The organism is Limnomicrobium aquaticum, assembly GCF_040545545.1.
GTDB classification, from domain to species: domain Bacteria; phylum Pseudomonadota; class Alphaproteobacteria; order Rhizobiales; family Rhizobiaceae; genus Ensifer_A; species Ensifer_A aquaticum.
The window spans coordinates 1,199,790-1,222,941 of record NZ_JBEPMB010000001.1 but is presented as its reverse complement, the minus strand read 5'-3'; the positions used below and the strand labels follow the sequence as shown (position 1 = coordinate 1,222,941).

Below are 23,152 nucleotides of genomic sequence, written 5' to 3'. Positions count from 1 at the left end.
GCTTTAAGAGACTGGCCTTCAACGATTTCCGCTGCTTTACCCGAGAGGCTGCTCATGAGCGCGACTGCTGGCTTTTTCACCAAGACCCTTGCTGAAACCGATCCGGATATTTTCGGCGCCATCGAGAAGGAGCTCGGTCGCCAGCGTCACGAGATCGAGCTGATCGCATCCGAAAACATCGTCTCCCGCGCCGTTCTGGAAGCGCAGGGTTCGATCATGACGAACAAGTATGCCGAAGGCTATCCGGGCAAGCGCTATTATGGCGGCTGCCAGTTCGTCGATATCGCCGAAGAACTCGCGATCGAACGCGCCAAGAAGCTCTTCGGCGTCAACTTCGCCAACGTTCAGCCGAATTCCGGTTCGCAGATGAACCAGGCCGTGTTCCTCGCGCTCCTGCAGCCGGGCGACACGTTCATGGGTCTCGACCTCAACTCGGGCGGCCATCTCACGCACGGTTCGCCGGTCAACATGTCCGGCAAGTGGTTCAACGTCGTTTCCTACGGCGTGCGCGAAGGCGACAACCTGCTCGACATGGACGCGGTTGCCGAATCGGCCCGCAAACACAAGCCCAAGCTGATCATCGCCGGCGGCACGGCCTATTCCCGCATCTGGGACTGGAAGCGCTTCCGCGAGATCGCCGATGAGGTTGGCGCCTGGCTGATGGTCGACATGGCCCACATCGCCGGTCTTGTTGCCGGTCATCAGCATCCGTCGCCATTCCCGCATTGCCATGTTGCCACCACGACGACGCACAAGTCGTTGCGCGGCCCGCGTGGCGGCATGATCCTCACCAATGACGAGGATCTGGCGAAGAAGTTCAATTCGGCCGTCTTCCCCGGCCTCCAGGGCGGCCCGCTGATGCATGTCATCGCCGCCAAGGCCGTTGCCCTTGGCGAAGCGCTGCAGCCCGAGTTCCAGGACTATGCGGCCCAGATCGTCAAGAACGCCAAGGCGCTGTCGGAAACGCTGGTAGCTGGCGGCCTCGATATCGTCTCCGGCGGCACCGACAACCATCTGATGCTCGTTGACCTGCGCAAGAAGAATGCGACCGGCAAGCGCGCGGAAGCCGGCCTCGGCCGAGCCTACATCACCTGCAACAAGAACGGCATCCCGTTCGACCCCGAAAAGCCCTTCGTCACCTCCGGCGTCCGCCTCGGCACGCCGGCCGGCACGACCCGCGGCTTCAAGGAAGCCGAGTTCAAGGAAATCGGCAACCTGATCGTCGAAGTTCTCGACGGCCTCAAGGTCGCCAATTCCGACGAAGGCAATGCCACGGTTGAAGCCGGTGTGCGTTCGAAGGTGGTTGAACTGACGAACCGCTTCCCCATGTATCCCTACATGGCGTAATAGAGTGGCTCCGCCTCTGATTCTGCGCGGAGCCATTGTTTTGTTTCAAGGAGCCGCCCTATGCGATGCCCCTATTGCGGATCGCTGGACAGCCAGGTGAAGGACTCGCGGCCGGCGGAGGATTCCTCCGCCATTCGCCGTCGTCGTATCTGTCCCGATTGCGGCGGTCGTTTCACGACCTTTGAGCGCGTCCAGCTTCGCGAACTCATGGTCATCAAGAAGACCGGCCGCAAGGTTCCCTTCGACCGTGAGAAGCTTGTCCGCTCCTTCGAGATCGCGTTGCGCAAGCGTCCCGTTGACCGCGACCGCATCGAGCGCGCCGTGTCCGGCATCGTTCGTCGTCTGGAAAGCTCCGGCGACACGGAAATCCCATCGGAAGAAATCGGCTTGCAGGTGCTGGAAGCACTGAAGTCGCTCGATGACGTGGGCTTCATTCGCTACGCCTCCGTCTATCGGGACTTCACCCACATCGAGGATTTCACGCAAGTCCTGTCCGAGGTGAACGCCAAGATCGGGCGCGATCCAGGGGACCATTGACGTGCCTGCTGCGTGCCATTCCGCTGATGATGCTTTCATGGCGGAGGCAATCGCGCTCGCCGCAACCCATCTTGGCCAGACCGGTACCAATCCTTCCGTCGGTTGCGTCATCGTCCGTGATGGCGAGATCGTCGGGCGCGGCGTGACTGCCAAGTCCGGGCGCCCCCATGCCGAGCCCCAGGCGCTTGCCGATGCAGGGGAACTGGCCCGCGGCGCCACCGCCTATGTGACGCTTGAGCCCTGTTCCCATTTCGGCAAGACGCCACCTTGTGCCGATGCGCTGGTCGCCGCAGGCGTCTCGCGTGTCGTCGTTGCCGTGACCGACCCGGACCCGCGCGTCAGCGGCAATGGCATCCGCAGGCTGCGCGAGGCGGGCATCACGGTCGAGACCGGCCTGATGGAAGAGGCGGCACGACGCGGGCTGGCCGGCTATCTCATACGCCAGACCGAAGGCAGGGCCCATGTCACGCTGAAGCTCGCTGTCTCCAAGGACGGGATGCTCGGCCGGCGTGGCGAGGGGCAGGTCCGCATTACCGGTCCGCAATCGCGCGAAGCCGTGCAGCACCTTCGCGCCGAAAGCGACGCCATACTCGTCGGCATCGGCACGGCATTGGCCGACGATCCCGACCTCACATGCCGGTTGCCAGGGCTTGAAGGGCGATCGCCTGTGCGGCTGGTCCTCGACCGGCTCCTGCTTTTGCCACCAGGCTCAAAATTGGCGCGGACGGCGCACAGGGTTCCCGTCATTGCCGTTGTCTCCACTGACACGATGGTGCGTGACGAAGCGTGGCTCGCGCGTCGGGGTGCTTTGGAGCAGTCGGGTGTCGAGATCCTTGAAGCCGCCTCACTCATCGATCTGCTGCAGAGCCTCGCCAGCCGCGGCATGAGTTCGCTCATGGTGGAAGGCGGCGCACGCGTAGCTGAAAATTTCCTCGCGGAGGGGCTAGTCGATCGGATCTGGCTTTTCGAAGGGCCGGATGCCATCGGCGAGGCCGGCGTCCCGTCGCCGGTCACGGCAGATCATCAGCCGGACGGCTTTGACCTTGTGTCCAGCGAAACGATCGGCGAGGATCGTCTGGAAATTCTTGAAAGGAAGCAGTGAGATGTTCACGGGTATCGTCACGGATGTCGGCAAGGTCGACAAGATCACGCCGCTCGCGGAAGGACTGCGTCTGCGCGTCGCCACGGCCTACGATCCCAAGACCATCGACATCGGCGCCTCCATTTCGCATTCCGGTGTCTGTCTTACTGTGGTGACACTGCCGGAAGAGGGGTCAAACGACCAGTGGTATGAGGTCGAGGCCTGGGAGGAGGCGCTTCGCCTGACCACGATCAGCACGTGGAAAGAAGGCTCCCGCGTCAACCTCGAACGTGCGCTGAAGATCGGCGACGAACTCGGTGGCCACATCGTCTCCGGCCATGTCGACGGTATGGCGGAGATCGTGGCGATCGAACCGGAAGGCGATGCGACCCGTTTCCGCTTGCGCGTGCCGGAAGAGTTTGCCCGTTTCGTGGCGCCCAAGGGCTCCGTGGCACTGGATGGAACATCGCTGACCGTCAACGCCGTTTCCGGCTGCGACTTCGACATTCTTCTGATCCGCCACACGCTGGAGGTTACGACCTGGGGCGCGCGCAAGGTCGGGGACAGGGTCAATTTCGAGATCGACACGATGGCCCGCTACGCGGCGCGCCTCGCCGAGTTCAAGTAAAGTCTTGAAATGCGAAACCCTCCGCGCTGGAGGTCGCGGAGGGTTCTCGCACCCGGTGCAGGCTGGCGGGCCTTGGCGGGTAATGACATCGTAGAGAGCATGACGCTGCCTTCTGCGGCTCTGAAGGAAATCCCGACGAGCCGCACATTTGAAACTCGGTCTCGCGGAAGATCCTTTGCTCTGCGGTTCAGCACGTTTCCATGGCCAGATGCTAAGACGGCGACAACATCCGGGCAACTTAAATAATTGTAATAAGTTCATGATTTTGTTAAACTAAGTTCATTATATCCGCCCAATTTCCGCCATGATCAGCGCGACTGGCGGTCGATTTCCTGCCGTGGCGGGAGTGTGTGCTCTTGGGTCGCGGTGCACCTCCCGCGCGAGCCGGTGGGCGCGAAGCGGCGAAAATGCCGAATTTGCTTGCCAAGAGGGGCGCGGCGTGGTTTGACCGGCCTCAATTCATAAGATTTTCAAGGATTGGACCGTCCCATGACCGAGGACCTGACGCCTCATCTGCTTATTGTCGAGGCTCGCTTTTACGATGACCTTTCCGACGCGCTGCTCGACGGTGCGACCTCTGCGCTCAAGGAAGCCGGTGCGACATTCGACGTCGTGACCGTTCCCGGTGCGCTCGAAATCCCGGCTGCGATCGCCATGGCGCTCGACGGCGGGGATACGGGCGGCGTCGTCTACGACGGCTTCGTGGCACTCGGCATGGTCATCCGTGGCGAGACCTATCACTTCGACATCGTCTCGAACGAATCGTCTCGCGCGCTGATGGATCTTGCCGTCAGTGAATCGCTGCCGATCGGCAACGGTATCCTGACTGTGGAAAACGAAGCGCAGGCCTGGGCCCGTGCCCGCAAGACAGAACTCGACAAGGGCGGCTTCGCTGCCCGTGCGGCGCTGACGATGATCGCGCTGAAGGAAAAATTCGGCGGCTGACATGACGAACGACAATTCTGCAAAAACCGTGAAGCCGGCCAACCAGCGCGGCGCTGCACGCCTTGCTGCGGTCCAGGCCCTCTACCAGATGGATGTCGGCGGTTCCGGCGTGCTCGAGGTCGTCTCGGAATACGAGACCTACCGCCTCGGGCAGGAGATCGATGGCGACCAGTATCTCAAGGCAGATCCGTCCTGGTTCCGCTCCATCGTGTCCGGTGTGGTTCGCGATCAGCTGAAGCTCGATCCGATGATCACCAAGGCGCTGCAGGAAGGCTGGACCCTGTCCCGTCTCGACAGCACGGTCCGCGCGATCCTTCGCTCCGGCACCTTCGAATTGATCGAGCGCAAGGACGTACCCATCGCGGTTATTGTCAATGAGTATGTCGAGATCGCGCAGGCGTTCTTCGAAGAAGAAGAGCCGCGCCTCGTCAACGCCGTCCTCGACCGGATTGCCAAGCAGGTGCGGCCGAACTGACGGGAGTCGGGGAGGGACTTGATGGACGCAGCGGTTGGAAGCATTGAAACTGCGCTGGCGAAAGCCAAGCGCAACGTTGCGATCCTCACGGCGGCGCAAGCGGTTCAGGGTGCCGTTGCCCCCATCTCTATCTCACTGGCGGCCCTAGCAGGCTACCAGCTTCTTGCGGCGGACAAGTCGCTTGCGACCGCGCCAGCCACAGGCTTCAATGTCGGTACGGCCATTGGCGCGGCGCTCATTGCGCTCGTCACGCGCTATGCCGGCCGCAAGCAGGCCTTCATTCTTGGCGGGCTGATTGCCTGCGGCGGTGCACTGCTGGCGGCCACGGCGCTGATCAAGGGCAGCTTCTGGCTGTTTGCGGTGGCGCTGCTGCTTCTCGGTGCCTCCTCCGGCTTTGTCCAGAAATTCCGTTTTGCTGCCGCTGATGCGTCGCCTTCGTTCTTCAAGCCGAAGGCAATTTCGTGGATCCTCATCGGCGGCGTCGTTTCCGCAGTCATCGGTCCGCAGATTGCCATCTGGCTGCGAGAAAGCTTGCCGGGCATTCCTTTTGCGGGAGCCTTTCTGGCAATCATCCCTCTCGCGCTGATCAGCATCGCCATCCTCTCCAGGCTGAAGCTGCCAAATGTCGGCGAGAAACATCCCGACAGCAAGCCGGCACGTCCGCTCACGGAAATCATCGGCACCCAGCGCTTCATCACCGGCATGCTCTGCGGCATCGGCTCCTATGCGCTCATGACCTTCATGATGACGGGTGCGCCGCTCGCCATGGTTGTCGGCTGCGGCTACTCCCCGGAAATGTCGACGCTCGGCATCCAGTGGCACGTGCTGGCCATGTTCGGGCCGAGCTTCTTCACCGGCCACCTGATCACCCGCCTCGGCGTCGAAAGGATCGTGGCAACCGGTCTCATCATTTTGATGGGCTGTGCGGTCGTGGCTGTGCTTGGAACCGCGATCTGGAACTTCTGGGGCGCCCTGATCCTTCTCGGTATCGGCTGGAATTTCGGCTTCATCGGCTCGACTGCCATCGTCGCCTCCAGCTACCGCCCGGAAGAGGCCGATAAGGTGCAGGGCTTCCACGACATCTTCCTCTTCACCGTCGTGGCGCTGGCCTCGCTGTCCTCCGGCAAGGTCTTCAACAGCCAGGGCTGGAATGTCATGGCCTACACGATCTGGCCCGTATGCATCGTCTGCCTCGTGGCGCTCGTGATGCTGATCCGCAAGATGCCGCCAAAGGCGCAGCCTGCGCAACCTTCCATCTATCAAGATTAGAGGTTGATCGACCTCAAGGCGCATTTTCTCCGGCCTGCAAAATTAAGAGCGCGCTCATTCGGGCGGGCCTTGACGCGCCCCGATCCACCACGCACTCTCACCCTGCAACGATGCAGGGCGCTACGTTGGGAGGCGGAGCGCTGAAGGAGGAACTTGCGAATGACGATACTATTCGGCGTGATTGCATGTGGTTTGTTGTCTGTGGCCTACGCGATATGGGCCACGCAGTCTGTTTTGGCTGCCGACCAGGGTAATGAAAGAATGCGCGAGATCGCGGGCTATATCCGCGAAGGGGCGCAAGCCTATCTGACACGGCAGTACAAGACGATCGCCATTGTAGGCGTCATCGTGTTCATTGCAGCGTGGTTGCTTCTGTCCGGAGCTGCCGCAATTGGTTTTCTGATCGGCGCGGTGCTTTCGGGTGCTGCCGGGTTCATCGGCATGCATGTCTCGGTGCGCGCCAACGTGCGCACCGCGCAGGCCTCGTCCAAAAGTCTTGCGGGCGGCCTCGACATCGCCTTCAAGTCCGGTGCCATCACCGGCATGCTGGTGGCCGGTCTCGCGCTTCTCGGCGTGTCGGTCTACTATTACATCCTGACGGGCCCGATGCACTATGAGCCCGGCTCGCGCAACGTCATCGACTCGCTCGTCGCGCTGGGCTTCGGCGCATCGCTCATCTCCATCTTCGCTCGCCTCGGCGGCGGTATCTTCACCAAGGGCGCCGACGTCGGCGGTGACCTCGTCGGCAAGGTCGAGGCCGGAATTCCCGAAGACGACCCGCGCAACCCGGCAACGATTGCCGACAACGTGGGCGACAATGTCGGCGACTGCGCCGGCATGGCGGCTGACCTGTTCGAGACCTATGCAGTCTCGGTCGTCGCGACGATGGTGCTGGCGGCGATCTTCTTTGCCGGCAGCCAGATGCTCGCAAGCGCGATGATCTATCCGCTCGCCATTTGCGGCGGCTCTATCATCACCTCGATCATCGGGACCTTCTTTGTGAAGCTCGGCTCCAACAATTCGATCATGGGTGCACTTTACAAGGGCCTCATCGTAACGGGTCTTCTTTCGGTCGTCAGCCTCGGTGGCGCCACGTCGCTCACCGTCGGCTGGGGCGAAGTGGGCACCGTCAACGGGCTGGTGGTGACGGGCAAGAACCTGTTCATCTCAGGCCTCGTCGGTCTCGTCGTCACGGCGCTGATCGTGGTGATCACCGAATACTACACCGGGACCAACAAGCGCCCGGTCAACTCGATCTCTCAGGCCTCCGTGACGGGTCACGGCACCAACGTGATCCAGGGTCTGGCCGTATCGCTGGAGTCCACCGCGCTGCCGGCGATCGTGATCGTGGGCGGCATCATTACGACCTACCAGCTTGCCGGTCTCTTCGGCACCGGCATCGCAGTGACGGCGATGCTCGGCATCGCCGGCATGATCGTTGCCCTTGATGCCTTCGGTCCTGTGACCGACAACGCGGGTGGTATCGCTGAAATGTCGGAACTGCCACCGGAAGTCCGTAAGGTGACCGATGCACTTGACGCCGTCGGCAACACGACCAAAGCCGTGACAAAGGGCTATGCCATCGGCTCGGCCGGCCTCGGCGCGCTGGTCCTCTTTGCGGCCTACTCGAACGACCTGCAATATTTCGCAAGTCATGCGGACAAATATCCGTATTTTGCTGATGTCGGGAAGATCTCCTTCGATCTCTCCAATCCTTATGTCGTTGCCGGCCTCATCTTCGGAGGTCTCATCCCCTACCTCTTCGGTGGTATCGCGATGACGGCGGTGGGACGTGCTGCAGGCTCCATCGTCGAAGAGGTGCGCCGCCAGTTCAAGGCGAAGCCCGGCATCATGGCGGGCACGGAAAAGCCCGACTATGGCCGTGCCGTCGACATCCTGACCAAGGCGGCGATCCGTGAGATGATCGTGCCCTCGCTGCTGCCGGTTCTGGCGCCGCTCGTCGTCTATTTCGGCGTGCTGCTGATCTCCGGCTCGAAGGCTTCGGCCTTTGCGGCACTTGGCGCCTCGCTCCTCGGCGTGATCGTGAACGGCCTCTTCGTCGCCATCTCGATGACCTCTGGGGGCGGTGCCTGGGACAACGCCAAGAAATCTTTTGAAGACGGCTTCGTCGACAAGGATGGCGTTCGTCACCTGAAGGGTTCGGATGCGCACAAGGCCTCGGTGACCGGCGATACAGTCGGTGATCCTTACAAGGACACGGCAGGTCCCGCCGTCAACCCAGCCATCAAGATCACCAATATCGTGGCGCTGCTGCTCCTCGCTGTGTTGGCCTGATCTGAAAAAGAAAAGGGCCCGCGATGGTGACATCGCGGGCCTTTTGCGTTTCGGGTATCGGGCGGTTGCCGCCCGATCCGCCTCAATACTTGTTGCCGCCGCCGAGCAGGCTTTTTGCAGCCTGAGCGCCCGATGCAGCACCGCCGGACAGGATACGCTGCAGGAAGGTGAGTTCCGTACCGCCTGTCGGGGTTGTCCGCGAGATCATGTCGAAGACCTTGCCGTCCTGCATCTGATAGTTCGAGAGCTTTTCGACGGTACCCTTCTTGTCGAAATAGACGGCCAGAACGCTCTGCGACACGAGCGTCGGCTTCATGAACTCGAACCGGCGCTCGCGCTTCTGCGAAATGTAATAGAACACCTCGCGGTCGAACGTCGCTGTTGCGGAAGGGGTACCGAGCGACAGCAGCACCTGTTCACGGCTCGATCCGACGGGAACCAGTTTCAATGTCTGCTCGTCTGCAATGAAGCCGTTGTTGATGACGTCCCGCGATGTGCCCATGCAACCGGAAGTTCCGATGGCCGTAGCAGCAAGAGCGATGAGCAGTGACGACCGCGCGATATTGAGTTTTGACACGATAGCCAAAGTAATTCCTTTCCCGTGACGCGGGGGCAAATACGCGTTGCAATTCGTGCCTGCTTGGGTAAACCAGCTTTAACGATGATGCAACATCGGTCCTTGGCGGACCGCGCTTTCAAGCGTGCACAAATAATCAATACCGGGCTTTTTCATGATATTCGGGCTGTTCAGGAAAAAAAATAACAATCAGGCCATCGTCACCCGGCAGTACGAGCACCTGACCCAGGCAGCCAGGCGCCCGCTTTTCTATTCAGACATGGGTGTTCCCGACACGGTGCTTGGCCGGTTCGAGATGCTGACCATTGTCCTGATTCTCTATTTCCGCCGCACCGCCACGTCCGAGCGAAGCGGGCAGGAGATTGCCCAGGAGATCATCGACTACTTTTTCGAAGATATCGATCACTCCATCCGGGAGCTTGGCGTCGGCGACACAGGTGTGCCGAAACGGGTGAAGAAATTCGCCCGCATGTATTATGGCCGGCTGGAATCCTACGCCGCTGCGCTGGATATCCCCGATGTTGAGGAGCTGAAGGCGGCTCTTCGCCGCAATATCCGGCCCGACGAACCGGATGCACCTGACATGGCGGCGCTGGCAAACTACATGATCGAGGCGGAAGCCGCTCTCAAGGACGTTTCCGAAGACCAGATTGCGACGGGCGCGGCCTTCCTGATCGAGCCGCAGCCTGTGGAAAGGACATGAACATGCAGCCGGTGAAAGAGATGGGCAATGCCCCGTTTTCCTATAGGGTCAAGGTTGGCCACATCTCGGCAAACCCTGTGACCGTGAAGCTTTCGGCAGACGCGCGGGAACTCGAAGGCCTGGCAGAGCTCTGGCGCGTCGAGGCTGTCAAGCGGCTGGACAGTGAATTGCAGATCGCCCGCTGGAAGAAGGACGGCGTGCGCATCCGTGGTCATGTCAACGCAGAGATCGTCCAGTCCTGTGTCGTGACCCTCGAGCCGGTGGAAACCGCGATCTCTGAAGACATCGACCGCATCTATGTTCCCGAGGGTTCGCGGCTCGCGCGGCTTGTGCTCGATGAGCGCGGCGAGATGGTGCTCGACCCCGAAGGCGAGGACATTCCGGAGCAGTTCAGCGGCGACACGATCGACGCCGGCGATGCCGTTTGCGAGGCTGTGGCACTTGCCATCGATCCCTATCCGCGGAAGCCGGGTGTTGATTTTGCCGACCACGTCGAGTCCACCGAAGCGGATGATCGCAAGCCGTCGCCCTTCGCGGTTTTGAAGGACTGGAAGAAACCGGAGTGAGGGCGCAGCGGCTGCTAAAATTGCCTTGTTTCTGTGCGCCTTGAGCCTCGCCTAAAGGCAAATCCGTTTGAAAATCCGCATGGGCAGTTGTACGCGGATCGAAAACGGGTATTTTGACCCCAATTTCGCAAGGGGCAGAAATGCACATGCGAACAGCAGGACAGGGTAGCGCGTGATAACAATTTCACTTGATGCGATGGGCGGCGACTTCGGCCCCACCGTGGCCATTCCCGGAGCAGCGCGCGCGCTTGAGCGGCACCCCGACATTCGTTTCGCCATCTATGGCATCGAAGCTGAGTGCCTGCCGATTCTCAACAAATATCCGGCACTGAAGGCGAAGTCCGACTTCCACCCCGCCGAAGTCGCCATCAGCATGGAAGAAAAGCCGAGCCAGGCGCTGCGCCGCGGCCGCTACAAATCCTCCATGTGGAAGGCCATCGAGGCGGTGAAGCTGAAAGAGGCCGATGTGGCCGTCTCTGCTGGCAACACGGGCGCGCTGATGGCGATGGCGCTCTTCTGCCTGCGCACCATGGCCAATATTGAAAGGCCTGCGCTCGCCGGCATCTGGCCGACTCTCAAGGGTGAGAGCATCGTGCTCGACGTCGGCGCGACGATCGGCGCCGATGCCCAGCAGCTCGTCGATTTCGCCCTCATGGGCGGGGCTATGGCCCGCGCGCTCTTTGAACTCAAGCGCCCGACCGTCGGCCTGCTGAATGTCGGCACGGAAGAGGTGAAGGGCCAGGAAGAGGTCAAGGAAGCGGGCCGAATTCTGCGCGAATCCAACTTCGAATCGATCCAGTATTTAGGCTTTGTCGAAGGCGACGACCTCGGCAAGGGAACGGTGGATGTCGTTGTCAGCGAAGGCTTCACCGGCAATATCGCACTGAAGGCGGCCGAAGGCACGGCGCGGCAGCTGGCAACCTATCTGCGCATGGCCATGTCGCGGACTTTGCTGGCAAAGATCGGCTATCTCTTCGCCAAGAGCGCCTTTGACATGCTGCGCGACAAGATGGACCCGCGCAAGGTCAATGGGGCCGTGTTTCTTGGCCTCAACGGGATTGTCATCAAGAGCCATGGCGGCACCGACGCGGAGGGTTTCGCAGCGGCTGTCGAAGTGGGCTATGACATGGCCCGCAACAAACTGAACGAGAAGATCGAGCACGATCTGAAGAATTTTCATTCCAGGCGTCTTCCGGCAAAGGTCGACGCGGATGACGACGGGGTTTGAAATTTATGATCCGTTCCGTGGTGAGAGGCTTTGGCGCCTCGCTGCCTGCTCGCGTGGTGACCAACCGCGAGCTCGAAGGCCAGGTTGAAACCTCTGACGAGTGGATCGTTCAGCGGACCGGCATCCGCCAGCGCTATATTGCCGGCGAGGGGGAGACGACCGCCTCTCTGGGTACCGCAGCTGCACAGTCCGCGCTCGACCGGGCAGGCCTGACACCGGCCGATATCGATCTCATCATTCTGGCGACCTCGACGCCGAATAATACCTTTCCCGCAACCGCTGTCGAAATCCAGAACCGTCTCGGCATGAGCCATGGCGCGGCCTTCGACATGCAGGCCGTCTGCACCGGCTTCGTCTATGCCATGGCAACGGCCGATGCATATATACGCGGTGGGCTCGCCAAACGCGCCATCGTGATCGGTGCCGAAACCTTCTCGCGCCTTCTCGACTGGGAAGATCGCACGACCTGTGTTCTCTTCGGCGACGGCGCGGGCGCAGTTGTCCTGGAAGGCGTCGAAGGCAAGGGTGACACATCCGACCGCGGCGTTCTGACCGCGCATCTCCGCTCCGATGGCGCCCACAAGGAAAAGCTTTACGTCGATGGCGGCCCGTCAACAACTGGCACGGTCGGGCATCTGCGCATGCAGGGCAGGGAAGTCTTCAAGCACGCTGTCGGGAATATCACCGATGTGATCGTTGCCGCCTTCGACGCCACCGGTCTGTCGATAGAAGAGTTGGATTGGCTCGTGCCGCATCAGGCGAACATCCGTATCATCGAGGGCTCGGCCAAGAAGCTTGCGATTCCGATGGAGAAGGTCGTCGTCACGGTCGACCAGCACGGCAACACGTCGGCTGCCTCCATTCCGCTCGCTCTCGCGCAAGCCGCGGGTGACGGTCGAATCAAGCAGGGCGATCTCGTCCTTCTGGAAGCCATGGGTGGTGGATTCACCTGGGGCTCCGTGCTCCTGCGCTGGTAGGTCCGCGTCCTTTTGAAATCTAATTTTCTTTGCTTTTCAACGCTTGACCGTTAACGGCAAGGGAAATAGTCTCGCTTGGCTTGAGGAGCGCGACGCAAGATGTGAGGAGCATCAACCGGCGCATGTCTGCTTAAGGCCAGTATGAGCGAGGCGCCCGGTCCGTGGAGCCCGGATCAACAACAAGCTTTGATAAGAGCGGGGAAAATGACAGGTAAAACCGTGACACGCGCCGATCTTGCTGAATCGGTCTTCCGCAAAGTGGGGCTTTCGCGCGCTGAGTCCGCCGAGCTTGTCGAAACCATTATCGACGAAATCTGCAATGCCATCGTTCGAGGCGAAAGCGTGAAGCTGTCGTCCTTCGCGACCTTTCAGGTCCGCGACAAGAACGAGCGTATCGGCCGCAACCCGAAGACCGGTGAGGAAGTGCCAATTTCGCCGCGCCGCGTGATGACGTTCAAGGCTTCGAACGTGCTCAAGCAGCGTATCCTGAAGTCGCATCAGCAGCGCAAGGCCAAGCAGAAGCCTGCCGCTCCCGCATCCTGACCAGAAACGCCGGCAGCATGGGCGTTCTGCGTCCATAGCATAGGCCTGCAGGTAGACAGACGATGGAAAAGAGCCCTGACGCATTCCGGACGATCAGTGAGGTCGCAGACGATCTTGATCTTCCGCAACATGTGCTCAGGTTCTGGGAAACGCGTTTCCCGCAGATCAAGCCGATGAAGCGCGGCGGCGGGCGTCGCTACTATCGCCCGGAGGATGTCGATCTTCTCAAGGGCATCCGTCATCTTCTCTACGACCACGGCTACACGATCAAGGGCGTTCAGAAGCTCCTGAAGTCGAATGGCAACAAGTTTGTCATTGCGATCGGCAATGGCGACATGGACGCCGTAGAGGCCCTGTCGCAGGCCGCAGCTGCCGAACAGGCAGCCGCCAAGATCCAGCCACCGTCTCTCGAAGAAGATCAGATCGTCGGTAAGGCCAAGGCTCCGTCCACGCGCCGCTTCTTCGGCTTCGGCGCGTCGAATCAGGAGCCCGAAATGGGTTCCACAGGTGTGGGTAAGGAAGACCGCGCGCTCCTGCAGGAGGCGCTTTACGACCTCCTGGAATGCAAGCGCCTGCTCGATCAGGTCCGCTAACAGCCAGGCGGCCCTTATGCCGTGATTCAATCCGTCGATTTATTCCGCCTGCCTCTTGCGCTTGCCATGCGACGCGGTTATGGAGTGCGTGCTTTCCATGAAGGCAGGTCGGAGCGTAGCGCAGCCCGGTAGCGCACTTGACTGGGGGTCAAGGGGTCGTGGGTTCGAATCCCGCCGCTCCGACCATTAATTCCCCCAAGCTTATCAATGATTTCTGAGTGATTGCTGAACGGCATGACGTGGCGTGACGTCTGTGCGCCTGTGATGAGGCGTTCGAACCTCAGTACTTGGCCAGAGCCTTCTGACGCTGGTAGTTCATCTCCAGCGCGCGACAGCCCCAGATGATTCCGAGCACCATGTAAAAATGGCGCCAGTGATCCGTATCGATCACGTTGCCGATACCGACATGGCCGACAAGGACGATCCATGCAATCATGAGATAGGGCTGCCAAGGGCGGTTGCGCAACAGGATGCGGAAGCCGGTAACCACGGTCCAGGCGATCAGCGTTATGTAGCTGACGAATCCCAGCCACCCGTAGCTCGTCAGCATCTTCAGCCAGATATTGTGCTCATCCTCGGGGAAGATGGTGCTGAACACCAGCGGTCCGATCCCGAGAGGCTTTTCCATCGACATCATGAAGCCGAGACGGTGGCGCTCGAAACGCCCGAGGTGGCCGCCGTCATAGGATTGCACCAGTTCCGTGCGCGTTGAAAAGAGATCGGCGACTTTCTGGAATTGCAGGGCGATCACCACCGCTGCGACCATGAGCGCCACGCCGGCGAGAGCCAGAAGCAGGATCTTCAGCCGGAAGGCCGATGTCCGCTCCTTGAGCAGCATGATGAAGACGAGCATGGCCACCGCGAAGACATAGAGGCCCCAGGCCGCGCGCGAGAAGGCCAGGAAGACGCCGAGCGTGATGATCAACAGCGACACGATTCGGATCGGCAGGTGATAGGTCTTGCCCGTCAGAATGCCGTGGATGAGGTACAGGGCAGGGGCCACGAGGTACGGTCCGAACACGTTCGGGTCCTTGAAGGCACCCATCGCGCGGTCGTAGCGTGTGAAGATTTCCGAGCCAGGGAAGGCATGGAAGTAGCCCAGGATGCCAAGCATGGAAGTGATGACGGCTGCGGCGGTCCAAGCCTTGAACATCAGCTCCATGCGTTCATAGCGATCCTCGAAGATCGCCGCATAGAAGATTGCGGTCAGCGCCAGGAACGCACTCACGCCGAAATAGACGAAGCCGCCGGCAACATCCGTCATCTGCGTTAGGGACAGGAGGCAGCCGGTCTCGACCGCGATTAGCAGCATGGCGAGCGGCCCGGTGCCCCGCGTCAGCTTCAATCCGAGAATGAACCAGAGGCCCAGAAGAATCCCGATGACCGCATCCGTCGGCGCGGGTTCGCGGATGACGAAGCCTGTCAGGAAGACGCCAAGCGCCAGCAGCACCGATCCGAGGAGGCGCAGCGTTGCAATTTGCGGGCGGAAGGTTCCGCCGCCCATGGCGTCAAGCGTGGTCAATAGGCGTTGTCCGTCTTGAGGAGCCGGATCGGCGTCAGGATGAGAATCTTGAAATCGAGCCAGAGCGACCAGTTTTCGATGTAGTATAGATCAGCCGCGATGCGACCGCGGATTTTCTCGTCGCTGTCTATTTCGCCGCGCCAGCCATTGATCTGCGCCCAGCCTGTCACACCGGGCTTGACCCGGTGCCGGGCAAAATAGGTGTCGACGACTTCTGCATAGATACGGTCCTGTGTCTGCGCCGCCACGGCGTGCGGGCGCGGCCCGACCAGCGACAGCCTGCCCTGCAGGACGTTGAAGAACTGCGGCAATTCGTCGATGGACGCCTTTCGGATGAAGCGTCCAACAGGGGTGACCCGCGGATCGTTCTTGGTCACAGCCAGCTTGGCGGTCGGATCGCTCATCTCGGTATACATCGAGCGGAACTTGTAAATCTCCACGACCTCATTGTTAAAGCCGTGACGCTTCTGCTTGAAGATGATCGGGCCGCGCGAGGTGAACTTCACGGCAAGTGCAGCACCCAGCATGATCGGCCAGAGCAGCACGATGGCGACCAGCGAAAAGATGATGTCGAAGGCACGTTTGGCAACCGAGTCCCAATCGGCGATCGGCTTGTCGAAGACGTCCAGCATCGACACTTTGCCGATGCGCGAATAGGCGCGCGGGCGGAAACGCAGTTTGCTGGAATGAGCGGCAATGCGAATGTCGACCGGCAGCACCCAGAGCTTGCGAAGCAGCTCCAGGAGACGTGCTTCGGCGGACAGCGGCAGGGCGATGATCAGGATGTCGATCCGCGCCGTGCGGGCAAATTCGACGAGTTCGTCAAAGGTCCCGAGCTTGGGGTAACCGGCGACCATATCGGGAGAACGGCGGTCGGCTCGGTCGTCAAAGATGCCGCAGATCCGGATATCGTTGTCGCTGATGCTTTCCATCTCGCGGATCAGCTCTCGGGCAGGCGCTCCGCCGCCGACGATAATGGCGCGCCGCTCCATGAAGCCATTGCGGCTCCAGCGACGGATGGCATAGGCCACGAAGACCCGCTCGAGCGAAAGCAGACAGATACCGACCGTCACGCCGATGGCCGCGCTGGAGAACAGTGCCGCAGCGCTTCCTCCGCGATAGAGGACAATCAGGCAGAACAGCAGGGCGGAGATTGCAAGGCCACCCGCAACGCGCGGAACGCCGCGACGGGGCGCGCGGAGAACGGGAAAAAGGTAGCCGTCGAACACCTGTGTAAGAAATGTCGCGAACAGGCCTGCAACAAGCGCGAAGAGGCCCATTGTCGGGATGCTCAGGACATGCGCTTCCGGCGCGGCCAGGTAAAGGCTTGCGCAGGTGACGGCGACCAGAAGCCCTTCACCGATACGGATGAAACCCGCCACGATCGACGGCTTCTTGCTCTCCAGCGCAAACTGTGTGGCAATGCGCGCCGCGTAAGGATTGAGCGGCTTCGAAGGCGCGGCAGGCTTGCCCTCGGATACCCCGGTGGCATCCGAAATCTGCTTGCGGATCCTGTCGATGTCGAATTGATCGGGGCGTTCGATCTGATTCATGGGTGGCGTCCATCTCTCATGCTTGCCGCGTTCAAATGAACGCGCCGCGCTCCAAGGATAGGCAAGGCATAGCAGGCACCCTTGAAAATAATGCTTAAGTCCGGATGCAACCGGCCAATTCTAAGAAATATGGTCAACAGACACTTAATGCCTGGCGTCGATCTCGCTCAGCAGGGACTGATAAAGCTCGATCATGCGCTGTCCCATCGCCCGGCTGGAAAAAGTCTTTTCAAACATATCAATATCGGGGCGTATCATTTCGAGCCACGCGGGATCGGTCACCGCACGGGCCATAGCCTGTGCCATGGCCTGCCAGTCGCCGGCGGGCGACAGGGCCGGATTGTCCGCTCCGAGCGCTTCCGGTATCCCGCCCACACGCGAGGCGATGACCGGCTTTCCGGCAGCAACGGCTTCCAGAACGATATAGGGCATGGCCTCTGCGCGAGATGGCACGACGAGCGTCCGGGCGAGCCGGAAGGCATCGCGCTGCTTCATGGCCGGCAGCATGGTGATGCGCTGGCCGAGGCCAAGCTGTATCATCATCTCGGTATATTTTTCCTGATCGGGTCCGTCGCCGATCATCAGGGCCGACATAGGGCGACCAACCAGCCGCTCCGCTTCCGCAAAGGCGCGGATGAAGAGATCGCCGCCCTTCAGGTCCCGCATCATGCCGATATACTGAAAATCGCGCGGTTCTTCGACGAGGCCGGGCGATATGAACTCGGTGCTGTCGATGCCGTTGTAATTCACCACGGACTTTCTGGTCAGCCGGCCGATCTTGTCCGTGTAGGCACGCTGTTCGAACTCGCAGACGAACACGGTGGCGTCGCCCATACGCTGGAGAATGCGCTCCAGCATGAACACCGCGGACCCCGGCACGCCTGGACGAAAATGCAGGCTGCCGCCGTGGGGAGAATAAAGGCGGGCTACGCTATACCTGTTGACCCGCAGCAGTGAGCCGATGACCCGGGCAATCGCGCCGCCTTTGGCGCCATGCCCATGCAGTACATCCGGCTGCAAACTCTTGATTTGTTGATAACTCTTCATAAAGGCGCCGAAGTCCGACGGACTGATGGCGCGATTGATGGGAATACGGGTGAGACCGAGAGCCAGATAGGGGCGGATCTGATCGAAGAGCTTGTCTTCGAAGGCGCCGCCCGTCGTGCTGTCGCAGACGATGCCAACCTCATGACCCGCCTTGCTGTGCTCGATGGCAAGATCGCGAACATGCCTGAATATCCCGCCGACCGGCGAGCGAAAGCAGTGGATGATGCGCAACTTGCCAGTCCTGGCCATATCGATCAGAACAGACGTTCGCGTACGTAGATCGTATCGCCCGCCAGGATCGCGTCGGTGATGGCGACACGACCGGTCAGGACACGTCCGTTCAGTTTGCGCGTAATATCTGCGCTCGAGTGCAGCGCGCGAGGCGAGAAGCCACCTGCCGCAGCAATGGCATTCTGCACCGTCATTCCGGGTGCATAGGCGTATTGCCCAGGCTGACCGACTTCGCCCATCACATAGATCGGGCGGTAACGGTCGACCTCGACGGTGACGTCCGGATCACGAAGATAGCCCTTGCGCAACTGCGCGGCTATGGCAACCTCCAGATCCTGCATCGTCTTGCCGCGCGCAACGATCGAGCCGATGAGCGGGAAGGCGACATAACCCGACTGATCGACGCTATAGGTATTCGTCAGGCTTGGCTGATCGAAGACCGTGATGCGCAGGCGGTCGCCTGAATCAAGTCTGTAGGGCGCCGCCAGGGACTGGCTGAATTCGCCGGAGGCGGGTGCAGTCGTATTGCACGCAGCGAGCGGCGCCGTCAGGGCGAGTGAGGCGAAGATGAACTTGCGTCTGCTGAGGTCGAGAGGCATCCCGTGGATAACTCCGATTGAATTGAAGTTGCGGATGTTATCGGTCGATTAGGGTTAATACCCGGTAAATCGCGAAGGCCCGCGCTACCTTTTTTCGCAATCTTTGATGGCGCGCCCTCCTCTTGGCATTTGCCCTCGAAAATCGCAGAATTAACGAAAGAGTTACCATACGTGTTTACGCTTCGCGGCAATTGTTACATCTATGGAGTGCGATATGTCGGGCGCAAAGCCGGGTCAGGATGTGGATATTGATCTCGGTCAATTGTTCCGGGCTCTTTGGGAGCGGCGGGGACGGCTGGTAGCCGTGACCGCTGGCGTTGCTGTTCTGGCATTTGTCGGCACGCGCATGGTCTCTCCGGAATACAAGGGCGAGGCGCAGGTCCTCATCGAGTTGCGGACGCCCGATTTTGCCGAACGCGTCAAGCCGTCGAGCAGCAATGCCGATCCTATCCTTGATGATCTCGGCATTTCCAGCCAGGTTCAGGTTCTGCAGTCGACCGACCTGATCAAGCAGGTTGCGCGCGATCTCAAGCTTTCCGAGCGCGTCGAGTTCGATCCTGCCGCCAATACGTCCTTCCTCAAGCGGCTGCTGATTTCCTTCGGTGTCGTCAAGAATCCGCTGGATGTCCCGCCGGAAGAGCGCGTTCTGAAGACCTTCCGCGAAAAGCTTCAGGTCTATCAGGTGGAAAAATCCCGCGTGATCGGCCTCAACTTCACGTCCGAGGACCCCAAGCTCGCTGCCGCCGTTCCGAACAAGATGGCACAGGTCTATCTGGCCATGCAGAGCGGTGCAAAGCTGGACACCGATTCGGAAGCGGCGCGGTGGCTGGAGCCTGAAATCGCATCGCTGCGCGAAAAGGTGCGCGAAGCCGAGAAAAAGGTCGCTGATTATCGTGCGACCACCGATCTTCAGCGCACCGGCCAGGATCAGACCTTCGCCGGCCAGCAGCTGACCAATGTTTCTGCGGAGCTGACGCGCGTTCAGGCGGAACTGGCCAATGCCAATGCCCGCGCCGAGGCCGTGCGTCAGGCACTCAAATCCGGCGGCCCGGTCGATACGATCGCGGACGTCATTTCCTCGCCGACAATCCAGCAGCTGAAGGCGCAGGAAGCCCAGATTCAGAATCAGATTTCCGATCTCTCGATGTCGCTCCTCGAGGGCCATCCGCGCCTGAAGGGACTTCGTGCCCAGCTCGCCGGCATCCGCGAGCAGATCAACATAGAAACGCGAAAGATTCTCAAGAGCCTCGAAAACGAGGCGGAGGTCGCCAAGCTCCGCCAGAGCCAGCTCGGCGCACAGCTCAACAAGGCGAAGACTGCTTCTGCTCGCGCCGACGACCAGCAGGTCGGTCTCAATGCGCTTGAGCGCGAGGCGGCAGCGCAGCGCGACCTGCTGCAGACCTATCTCGCTCGCTACCGCGAAGCTTCGTCGCGCGCCGGCAAGGATGCCGCACCCGCAGATGCACGCGTGATTTCGACTGCCGTCGTTCCGACCGAAATATATTTCCCCAAGGTCGTGCCGATCGTCACCGTGGCAGCGCTCGCCGCCTTCCTGCTGAGCGCAGTTTTCATCATGCTCGCCGAACTTTTCAGCGGTCGTGCCTGGAAGACGGTCACGCCCGAGGGCGAAGTTGCGGTGGTCCCGGTTCCGGCAGCAACGCCGGCGGTTCGCGCGCGGCCATCACGTCTGCTCAGGGCGATTCGCTCCCGGAGGGATAGCGCCAAACCCGTGCCGACACCCGACGAGACGGCTGCAATCGAAGCGGCTTCAATGGCCGAACCTGTTGCGGCCGCGCCGGCCGCCAGCAATCCGGCCCACGTTGCGCATATAGAAGACACGCCCGCGAAGGCCGAGCCCGAGCAGCTGGCAGGTGAGGTTCCTTCTGCCGAGCCTGAACAGGAAGTCATTCCGCCCTTCACCAGCCGCGTGATGGCTCGCCTAAATCCGGCGCAGGAGACTGCTGAGCCCAGCGAGCCGGCGGCAGCCGAGCCCGTCGAAGTGCCCGTTTCGTCCGAAGCTGCGGCAATCGCCTCCTCTGAAAACGTGCTTGAGGGCGACGACGTCGTGGCGGTGTCTCCGCTCGACGAAGAGGCTGATGGCAACGACTTTTCGGTCGCATCTGTTGCGCGCTATCTCGCCACCTCCGACAAGCGAATCGTCGCCTGCATCTCTCCGACGGGTGACGACGGCTCCACCGCATCGGTGGAACTGGTACGCCGTATCTCGGGCCTCGGTTTCCGCGCGATCATCATCGACATGACCGGCTCGGCGCTTCCGTCCCGTCTGATGGGCGACAGTATCAATCTGCAGGGGATTACCGACATTCTGGCCGGCAAGTCGTCGATTGCAAGCTGCATCCATGGCGACAAATATTCCGAAGCGCATTTCATCCCGCACGGCACGGCAGACCCTGCGCGCGCCATGCGTGGCGCCGATCGCCTGACGATGATCGTCGGCGCGCTGAGCGAGGCTTATGAAAAGGTCCTGATCGAATGCGGTCCGATCGACGGCCGTAGCGCCGAGCGCTTGACGCGCAACGACAATGCGGAAATCGTGCTGTCGATGCCGGGTGCGAGCGAAGAGAAGATCGCGCGCATTCTGGCTTCGTTCGAAGCGACAGGCCGCGATGAAGTGATCCTCATGAGCAACAGTCCGTTGCCCCCGTCTGAAAGCGGCGACAGCCAGGTGGCTTGATGCCCTCTGGCTCAGTCTGCGTGTTCCGGTTCGATCGCGCCCTGCGTATCGGCCCGGAACCGCTGGATGAGAGCGTATAGCGTTCGATTGCGTTTCACAGCCGCCTTCATCCGCGTGCCGGCAGAGATCGCGAACGCACCCGCCTTGCCCCGAAGGCTGATAGGGACAAGCGCGTCGAGGTGTCGAGTTTCGACCGGACACCAGTTCTTCTTGTAAAGCTGATAGCCGATGCCGAAGTCGAATATGGCGGCGCGATCGGCGCAGGCCTGCTCGATCATCAGATAGAACAGGAATTCACCTGGGCTTGCGGCGGGCACAACATCGTTGTCCACCGAACCGAACTGGCAAAGAACATGTCCGCCCTTTCGCGACAGTCCGGCGACCGCGACGATTGTGCGATTGGCATCTTTCAGCCTGAGTGCTTGAACCGTGAGTGCGGCGTTCGCCATGTCCTGCGAGGAAAGTGCCGCATCCCTGAAGAAGGCCTGAATATTGTCGTCCCGAAACGGGTTCGGCAGATGCATCTCCTGCAGCCGCTCCGCCTTCTGGCGGAAGAAGACGGTCAGCAGCGCGTTCTTCTCCTCCGCGGTCTCAGCGATAACATGTTCGAAGCCGCCAACCTTTTCGAATTGCCGGATCGACTTGCGGTAGAGCTTTCTCTTGCGCTTGGCGTGAATCTGCTCAAGCGTCTCCTCCATGCTAGCGCGAAGGGGAAGCTGATAGGCTCTGTTGTGGTTCTCTATCGAACCGGCACAAAGCCACGGAACCGGGACACCACGCCATGTTTCGGGCATGTTGCTGAGCTGGATGAGATCAGCGCGCCCCGCCATCTGCCGCCGGATGGACGCAAGAATGGTCTTCACATCTGCTTTGCTCAATCCAAGCGCAAAGCTTTCGTTGAACAGGCCGGTGTTGAGATTGGAAAAGCGTGCACCAATGAAGCGGGCGATCCGGCCAAATTCTGTCTGAAGAATTTCGAGCGGGAGAATGAACACCGTACGCCCGCGCATGCGGCCGACGACAATCGCCAGTTCCGGGTTCATGTTCAGGGCCCATGCCTTGCACCAGGTCAACGACTGGTGCACAGAAACATGGCGGCCGCCTTCCAGCATGCGCCATTCCTGCTCCACAGGTTCAAAGCTGTGATAGACGCAGATATCCGGCGTCGGGCGCGCCTTTGATGCCGCAACTTCCATCGTGATGGCGTTCATGCGCGTCAGGACATCCTTGTTCGCGGGGCTGACCATGAAGTCCGAAATTGCGACTGGCACGCGTCTCTCCCGGCTCTCCGTGACCGTTTGAACCGATCATGCCGGGCCTTCCGCCAAGGTTTGGTTTATTTTGGGACTTTTGATCGCGGTTTTTCCGCTTTCGGTTAGCGCCTGCTTAACGGCGTCCGTCGTCGACGGGCCTTTCCATCCATTTGATGATGGCCATGGCGGGTGGAACCCAGAGCAGGCCTCCGACGGCAAAGAAGATCAGATGCGACCACCATGGCGCATCGGCAAAGCGCGCGGAGGCAACCGAAAGCACGATCAGCACGTAGACGCCGATGAAGACGATAAGAGCGACCATGCCGATCAGTTTTCTCAAGCGAAGGGGCATCTCAACTCGTCTCCCGCAGTCCTCCCGCACGGCTTCGCCGGAGGCTCTTGCAAAAGCCGGGGCGGGCAGGGCCGTGCGACCCTTTGGCGCTTGTAATGCACCGGCTTTGAGGGCAAATCAACAGTGGTTTCATAAA

22 protein-coding genes and 1 tRNA gene are annotated in these 23,152 nt (G+C 60.7%); 16 read left to right on the top strand and 7 right to left on the bottom strand.

Annotation, left to right across the window (positions count from 1 at the left end; genetic code table 11):
* The first annotated feature begins 54 nt into the window (after positions 1 to 54).
* The 8 genes from glyA (at position 55) to ABID16_RS06000 (ending at position 8,577) form a co-directional block, all read left to right on the top strand.
* Positions 55 to 1,347 carry a serine hydroxymethyltransferase gene (glyA, locus tag ABID16_RS06035; protein WP_435532364.1) on the top strand — a complete coding sequence of 431 codons (1,293 nt, stop codon included), beginning with the start codon at positions 55 to 57 and terminating at the stop codon, positions 1,345 to 1,347.
* Positions 1,348 to 1,407: 60 nt separating this feature from the next.
* Positions 1,408 to 1,884, top strand: a complete 477-nt coding sequence (gene nrdR, locus ABID16_RS06030) for a transcriptional regulator NrdR (RefSeq protein WP_354555416.1) — start codon at positions 1,408 to 1,410, stop codon at positions 1,882 to 1,884.
* A gap of 1 nt (position 1,885) precedes the next feature.
* The gene (ribD, locus tag ABID16_RS06025; protein ID WP_354555415.1) at positions 1,886 to 2,986 is read left to right on the top strand and encodes a bifunctional diaminohydroxyphosphoribosylaminopyrimidine deaminase/5-amino-6-(5-phosphoribosylamino)uracil reductase RibD; all 1,101 of its coding nucleotides are present in this window, start codon (positions 1,886 to 1,888) and stop codon (positions 2,984 to 2,986) included.
* A 1-nt stretch (position 2,987) separates the two neighbouring features.
* Positions 2,988 to 3,593, top strand: a complete 606-nt coding sequence (locus tag ABID16_RS06020; RefSeq protein WP_354555414.1) for a riboflavin synthase — start codon at positions 2,988 to 2,990, stop codon at positions 3,591 to 3,593.
* 489 nt (positions 3,594 to 4,082) lie between these two features.
* Positions 4,083 to 4,538, top strand: a complete 456-nt coding sequence (gene ribH / locus ABID16_RS06015; RefSeq protein ID WP_354555413.1) for a 6,7-dimethyl-8-ribityllumazine synthase — start codon at positions 4,083 to 4,085, stop codon at positions 4,536 to 4,538.
* A gap of 1 nt (position 4,539) precedes the next feature.
* Positions 4,540 to 5,013 carry a transcription antitermination factor NusB gene (gene nusB / locus ABID16_RS06010; protein WP_354555412.1) on the top strand — a complete coding sequence of 158 codons (474 nt, stop codon included), beginning with the start codon at positions 4,540 to 4,542 and terminating at the stop codon, positions 5,011 to 5,013.
* A 21-nt stretch (positions 5,014 to 5,034) separates the two neighbouring features.
* Positions 5,035 to 6,282, top strand: a complete 1,248-nt coding sequence (locus ABID16_RS06005) for an MFS transporter (RefSeq protein ID WP_435532363.1) — start codon at positions 5,035 to 5,037, stop codon at positions 6,280 to 6,282.
* 159 nt (positions 6,283 to 6,441) lie between these two features.
* Positions 6,442 to 8,577, top strand: coding sequence for a sodium-translocating pyrophosphatase (locus ABID16_RS06000; RefSeq protein WP_354555410.1), 2,136 nt, complete (start codon positions 6,442 to 6,444; stop codon positions 8,575 to 8,577).
* 82 nt (positions 8,578 to 8,659) lie between these two features.
* Here the strand turns inward: ABID16_RS06000 and ABID16_RS05995 are convergent, their stop codons facing one another.
* A complete protein-coding gene (locus ABID16_RS05995) occupies positions 8,660 to 9,163 on the bottom strand; it encodes an outer membrane protein assembly factor BamE (protein WP_435532362.1) in 504 nt (167 codons plus the stop codon).
* 145 nt (positions 9,164 to 9,308) lie between these two features.
* On the opposite strand from ABID16_RS05995, the gene ABID16_RS05990 reads away from it, so the two are divergent.
* The 7 genes from ABID16_RS05990 to ABID16_RS05960 all read left to right on the top strand — a co-directional run bounded on the left by ABID16_RS05990 (position 9,309) and on the right by ABID16_RS05960 (position 13,950).
* Positions 9,309 to 9,857, top strand: a complete 549-nt coding sequence (locus ABID16_RS05990; RefSeq protein WP_354555409.1) for a ubiquinol-cytochrome C chaperone family protein — start codon at positions 9,309 to 9,311, stop codon at positions 9,855 to 9,857.
* A 2-nt stretch (positions 9,858 to 9,859) separates the two neighbouring features.
* A complete protein-coding gene (locus ABID16_RS05985; RefSeq protein WP_354555914.1) occupies positions 9,860 to 10,423 on the top strand; it encodes a YceD family protein in 564 nt (187 codons plus the stop codon).
* Positions 10,424 to 10,595: 172 nt separating this feature from the next.
* Positions 10,596 to 11,651 carry a phosphate acyltransferase PlsX gene (gene plsX / locus ABID16_RS05980; RefSeq protein ID WP_354555408.1) on the top strand — a complete coding sequence of 352 codons (1,056 nt, stop codon included), beginning with the start codon at positions 10,596 to 10,598 and terminating at the stop codon, positions 11,649 to 11,651.
* Positions 11,652 to 11,656: 5 nt separating this feature from the next.
* On the top strand, positions 11,657 to 12,628 hold the full coding sequence (locus ABID16_RS05975; protein WP_354555913.1) for a beta-ketoacyl-ACP synthase III: 972 nt from the start codon (positions 11,657 to 11,659) through the stop codon (positions 12,626 to 12,628).
* 204 nt (positions 12,629 to 12,832) lie between these two features.
* The gene (locus ABID16_RS05970; RefSeq protein ID WP_109857889.1) at positions 12,833 to 13,171 is read left to right on the top strand and encodes an integration host factor subunit alpha; all 339 of its coding nucleotides are present in this window, start codon (positions 12,833 to 12,835) and stop codon (positions 13,169 to 13,171) included.
* A gap of 62 nt (positions 13,172 to 13,233) precedes the next feature.
* Complete coding sequence (locus ABID16_RS05965; protein WP_354555407.1) at positions 13,234 to 13,764, top strand: MerR family transcriptional regulator; 531 nt, start codon at positions 13,234 to 13,236, stop codon at positions 13,762 to 13,764.
* Positions 13,765 to 13,873: 109 nt separating this feature from the next.
* A tRNA-Pro gene (locus ABID16_RS05960) sits at positions 13,874 to 13,950 on the top strand.
* Positions 13,951 to 14,044: 94 nt separating this feature from the next.
* Here ABID16_RS05960 and ABID16_RS05955 read toward each other — a convergent pair.
* From ABID16_RS05955 to ABID16_RS05940, 4 genes are all read right to left on the bottom strand, one after another.
* The gene (locus ABID16_RS05955; protein WP_435532361.1) at positions 14,045 to 15,286 is read right to left on the bottom strand and encodes an O-antigen ligase family protein; all 1,242 of its coding nucleotides are present in this window, start codon (positions 15,284 to 15,286) and stop codon (positions 14,045 to 14,047) included.
* Entirely contained in the window at positions 15,283 to 16,839 is a 1,557-nt protein-coding gene (locus ABID16_RS05950; protein ID WP_354555406.1) for an undecaprenyl-phosphate glucose phosphotransferase, read from the bottom strand. Before ABID16_RS05950 ends, ABID16_RS05955 begins: the two co-directional genes overlap by 4 nt.
* Before the next feature lie 144 nt (positions 16,840 to 16,983).
* Positions 16,984 to 18,135, bottom strand: a complete 1,152-nt coding sequence (locus tag ABID16_RS05945; RefSeq protein WP_354555405.1) for a glycosyltransferase family 4 protein — start codon at positions 18,133 to 18,135, stop codon at positions 16,984 to 16,986.
* A 5-nt stretch (positions 18,136 to 18,140) separates the two neighbouring features.
* Positions 18,141 to 18,716, bottom strand: a complete 576-nt coding sequence (locus ABID16_RS05940) for a polysaccharide biosynthesis/export family protein (RefSeq protein WP_354555404.1) — start codon at positions 18,714 to 18,716, stop codon at positions 18,141 to 18,143.
* Between the two features lie 214 nt (positions 18,717 to 18,930).
* On the opposite strand from ABID16_RS05940, the gene ABID16_RS05935 reads away from it, so the two are divergent.
* Entirely contained in the window at positions 18,931 to 21,411 is a 2,481-nt protein-coding gene (locus ABID16_RS05935) for an exopolysaccharide transport family protein (protein ID WP_354555403.1), read from the top strand.
* An 11-nt stretch (positions 21,412 to 21,422) separates the two neighbouring features.
* Here the strand turns inward: ABID16_RS05935 and ABID16_RS05930 are convergent, their stop codons facing one another.
* Both ABID16_RS05930 and ABID16_RS05925 read right to left on the bottom strand, forming a co-directional pair.
* Complete coding sequence (locus tag ABID16_RS05930; protein ID WP_354555402.1) at positions 21,423 to 22,682, bottom strand: GNAT family N-acetyltransferase; 1,260 nt, start codon at positions 22,680 to 22,682, stop codon at positions 21,423 to 21,425.
* 115 nt (positions 22,683 to 22,797) lie between these two features.
* Positions 22,798 to 23,016, bottom strand: a complete 219-nt coding sequence (locus ABID16_RS05925; RefSeq protein ID WP_354555401.1) for a DUF2842 domain-containing protein — start codon at positions 23,014 to 23,016, stop codon at positions 22,798 to 22,800.
* Positions 23,017 to 23,152: the final 136 nt, after the last annotated feature.

What these genes read in the sequence shown, in the direction of transcription:
- glyA (WP_435532364.1), top strand. Translation starts at nt 55, where the DNA reads ATGAGCGCGACTGCTGGCTTTTTCACCAAGACCCTTGCTGAAACCGAT.
- nrdR (WP_354555416.1), top strand. Translation starts at nt 1,408, where the DNA reads ATGCGATGCCCCTATTGCGGATCGCTGGACAGCCAGGTGAAGGACTCG.
- ABID16_RS06020 (WP_354555414.1), top strand. Translation starts at nt 2,988, where the DNA reads ATGTTCACGGGTATCGTCACGGATGTCGGCAAGGTCGACAAGATCACG.
- ribH (WP_354555413.1), top strand. Translation starts at nt 4,083, where the DNA reads ATGACCGAGGACCTGACGCCTCATCTGCTTATTGTCGAGGCTCGCTTT.
- nusB (WP_354555412.1), top strand. Translation starts at nt 4,540, where the DNA reads ATGACGAACGACAATTCTGCAAAAACCGTGAAGCCGGCCAACCAGCGC.
- ABID16_RS06005 (WP_435532363.1), top strand. Translation starts at nt 5,035, where the DNA reads ATGGACGCAGCGGTTGGAAGCATTGAAACTGCGCTGGCGAAAGCCAAG.
- ABID16_RS06000 (WP_354555410.1), top strand. Translation starts at nt 6,442, where the DNA reads ATGACGATACTATTCGGCGTGATTGCATGTGGTTTGTTGTCTGTGGCC.
- ABID16_RS05990 (WP_354555409.1), top strand. Translation starts at nt 9,309, where the DNA reads ATGATATTCGGGCTGTTCAGGAAAAAAAATAACAATCAGGCCATCGTC.
- ABID16_RS05985 (WP_354555914.1), top strand. Translation starts at nt 9,860, where the DNA reads ATGCAGCCGGTGAAAGAGATGGGCAATGCCCCGTTTTCCTATAGGGTC.
- ABID16_RS05975 (WP_354555913.1), top strand. Translation starts at nt 11,657, where the DNA reads ATGATCCGTTCCGTGGTGAGAGGCTTTGGCGCCTCGCTGCCTGCTCGC.
- ABID16_RS05970 (WP_109857889.1), top strand. Translation starts at nt 12,833, where the DNA reads ATGACAGGTAAAACCGTGACACGCGCCGATCTTGCTGAATCGGTCTTC.
- ABID16_RS05965 (WP_354555407.1), top strand. Translation starts at nt 13,234, where the DNA reads ATGGAAAAGAGCCCTGACGCATTCCGGACGATCAGTGAGGTCGCAGAC.
- ABID16_RS05950 (WP_354555406.1), bottom strand. Translation starts at nt 16,839, where the DNA reads ATGAATCAGATCGAACGCCCCGATCAATTCGACATCGACAGGATCCGC.
- ABID16_RS05945 (WP_354555405.1), bottom strand. Translation starts at nt 18,135, where the DNA reads ATGGCCAGGACTGGCAAGTTGCGCATCATCCACTGCTTTCGCTCGCCG.
- ABID16_RS05940 (WP_354555404.1), bottom strand. Translation starts at nt 18,716, where the DNA reads ATGCCTCTCGACCTCAGCAGACGCAAGTTCATCTTCGCCTCACTCGCC.
- ABID16_RS05935 (WP_354555403.1), top strand. Translation starts at nt 18,931, where the DNA reads ATGTCGGGCGCAAAGCCGGGTCAGGATGTGGATATTGATCTCGGTCAA.
- ABID16_RS05925 (WP_354555401.1), bottom strand. Translation starts at nt 23,016, where the DNA reads ATGCCCCTTCGCTTGAGAAAACTGATCGGCATGGTCGCTCTTATCGTC.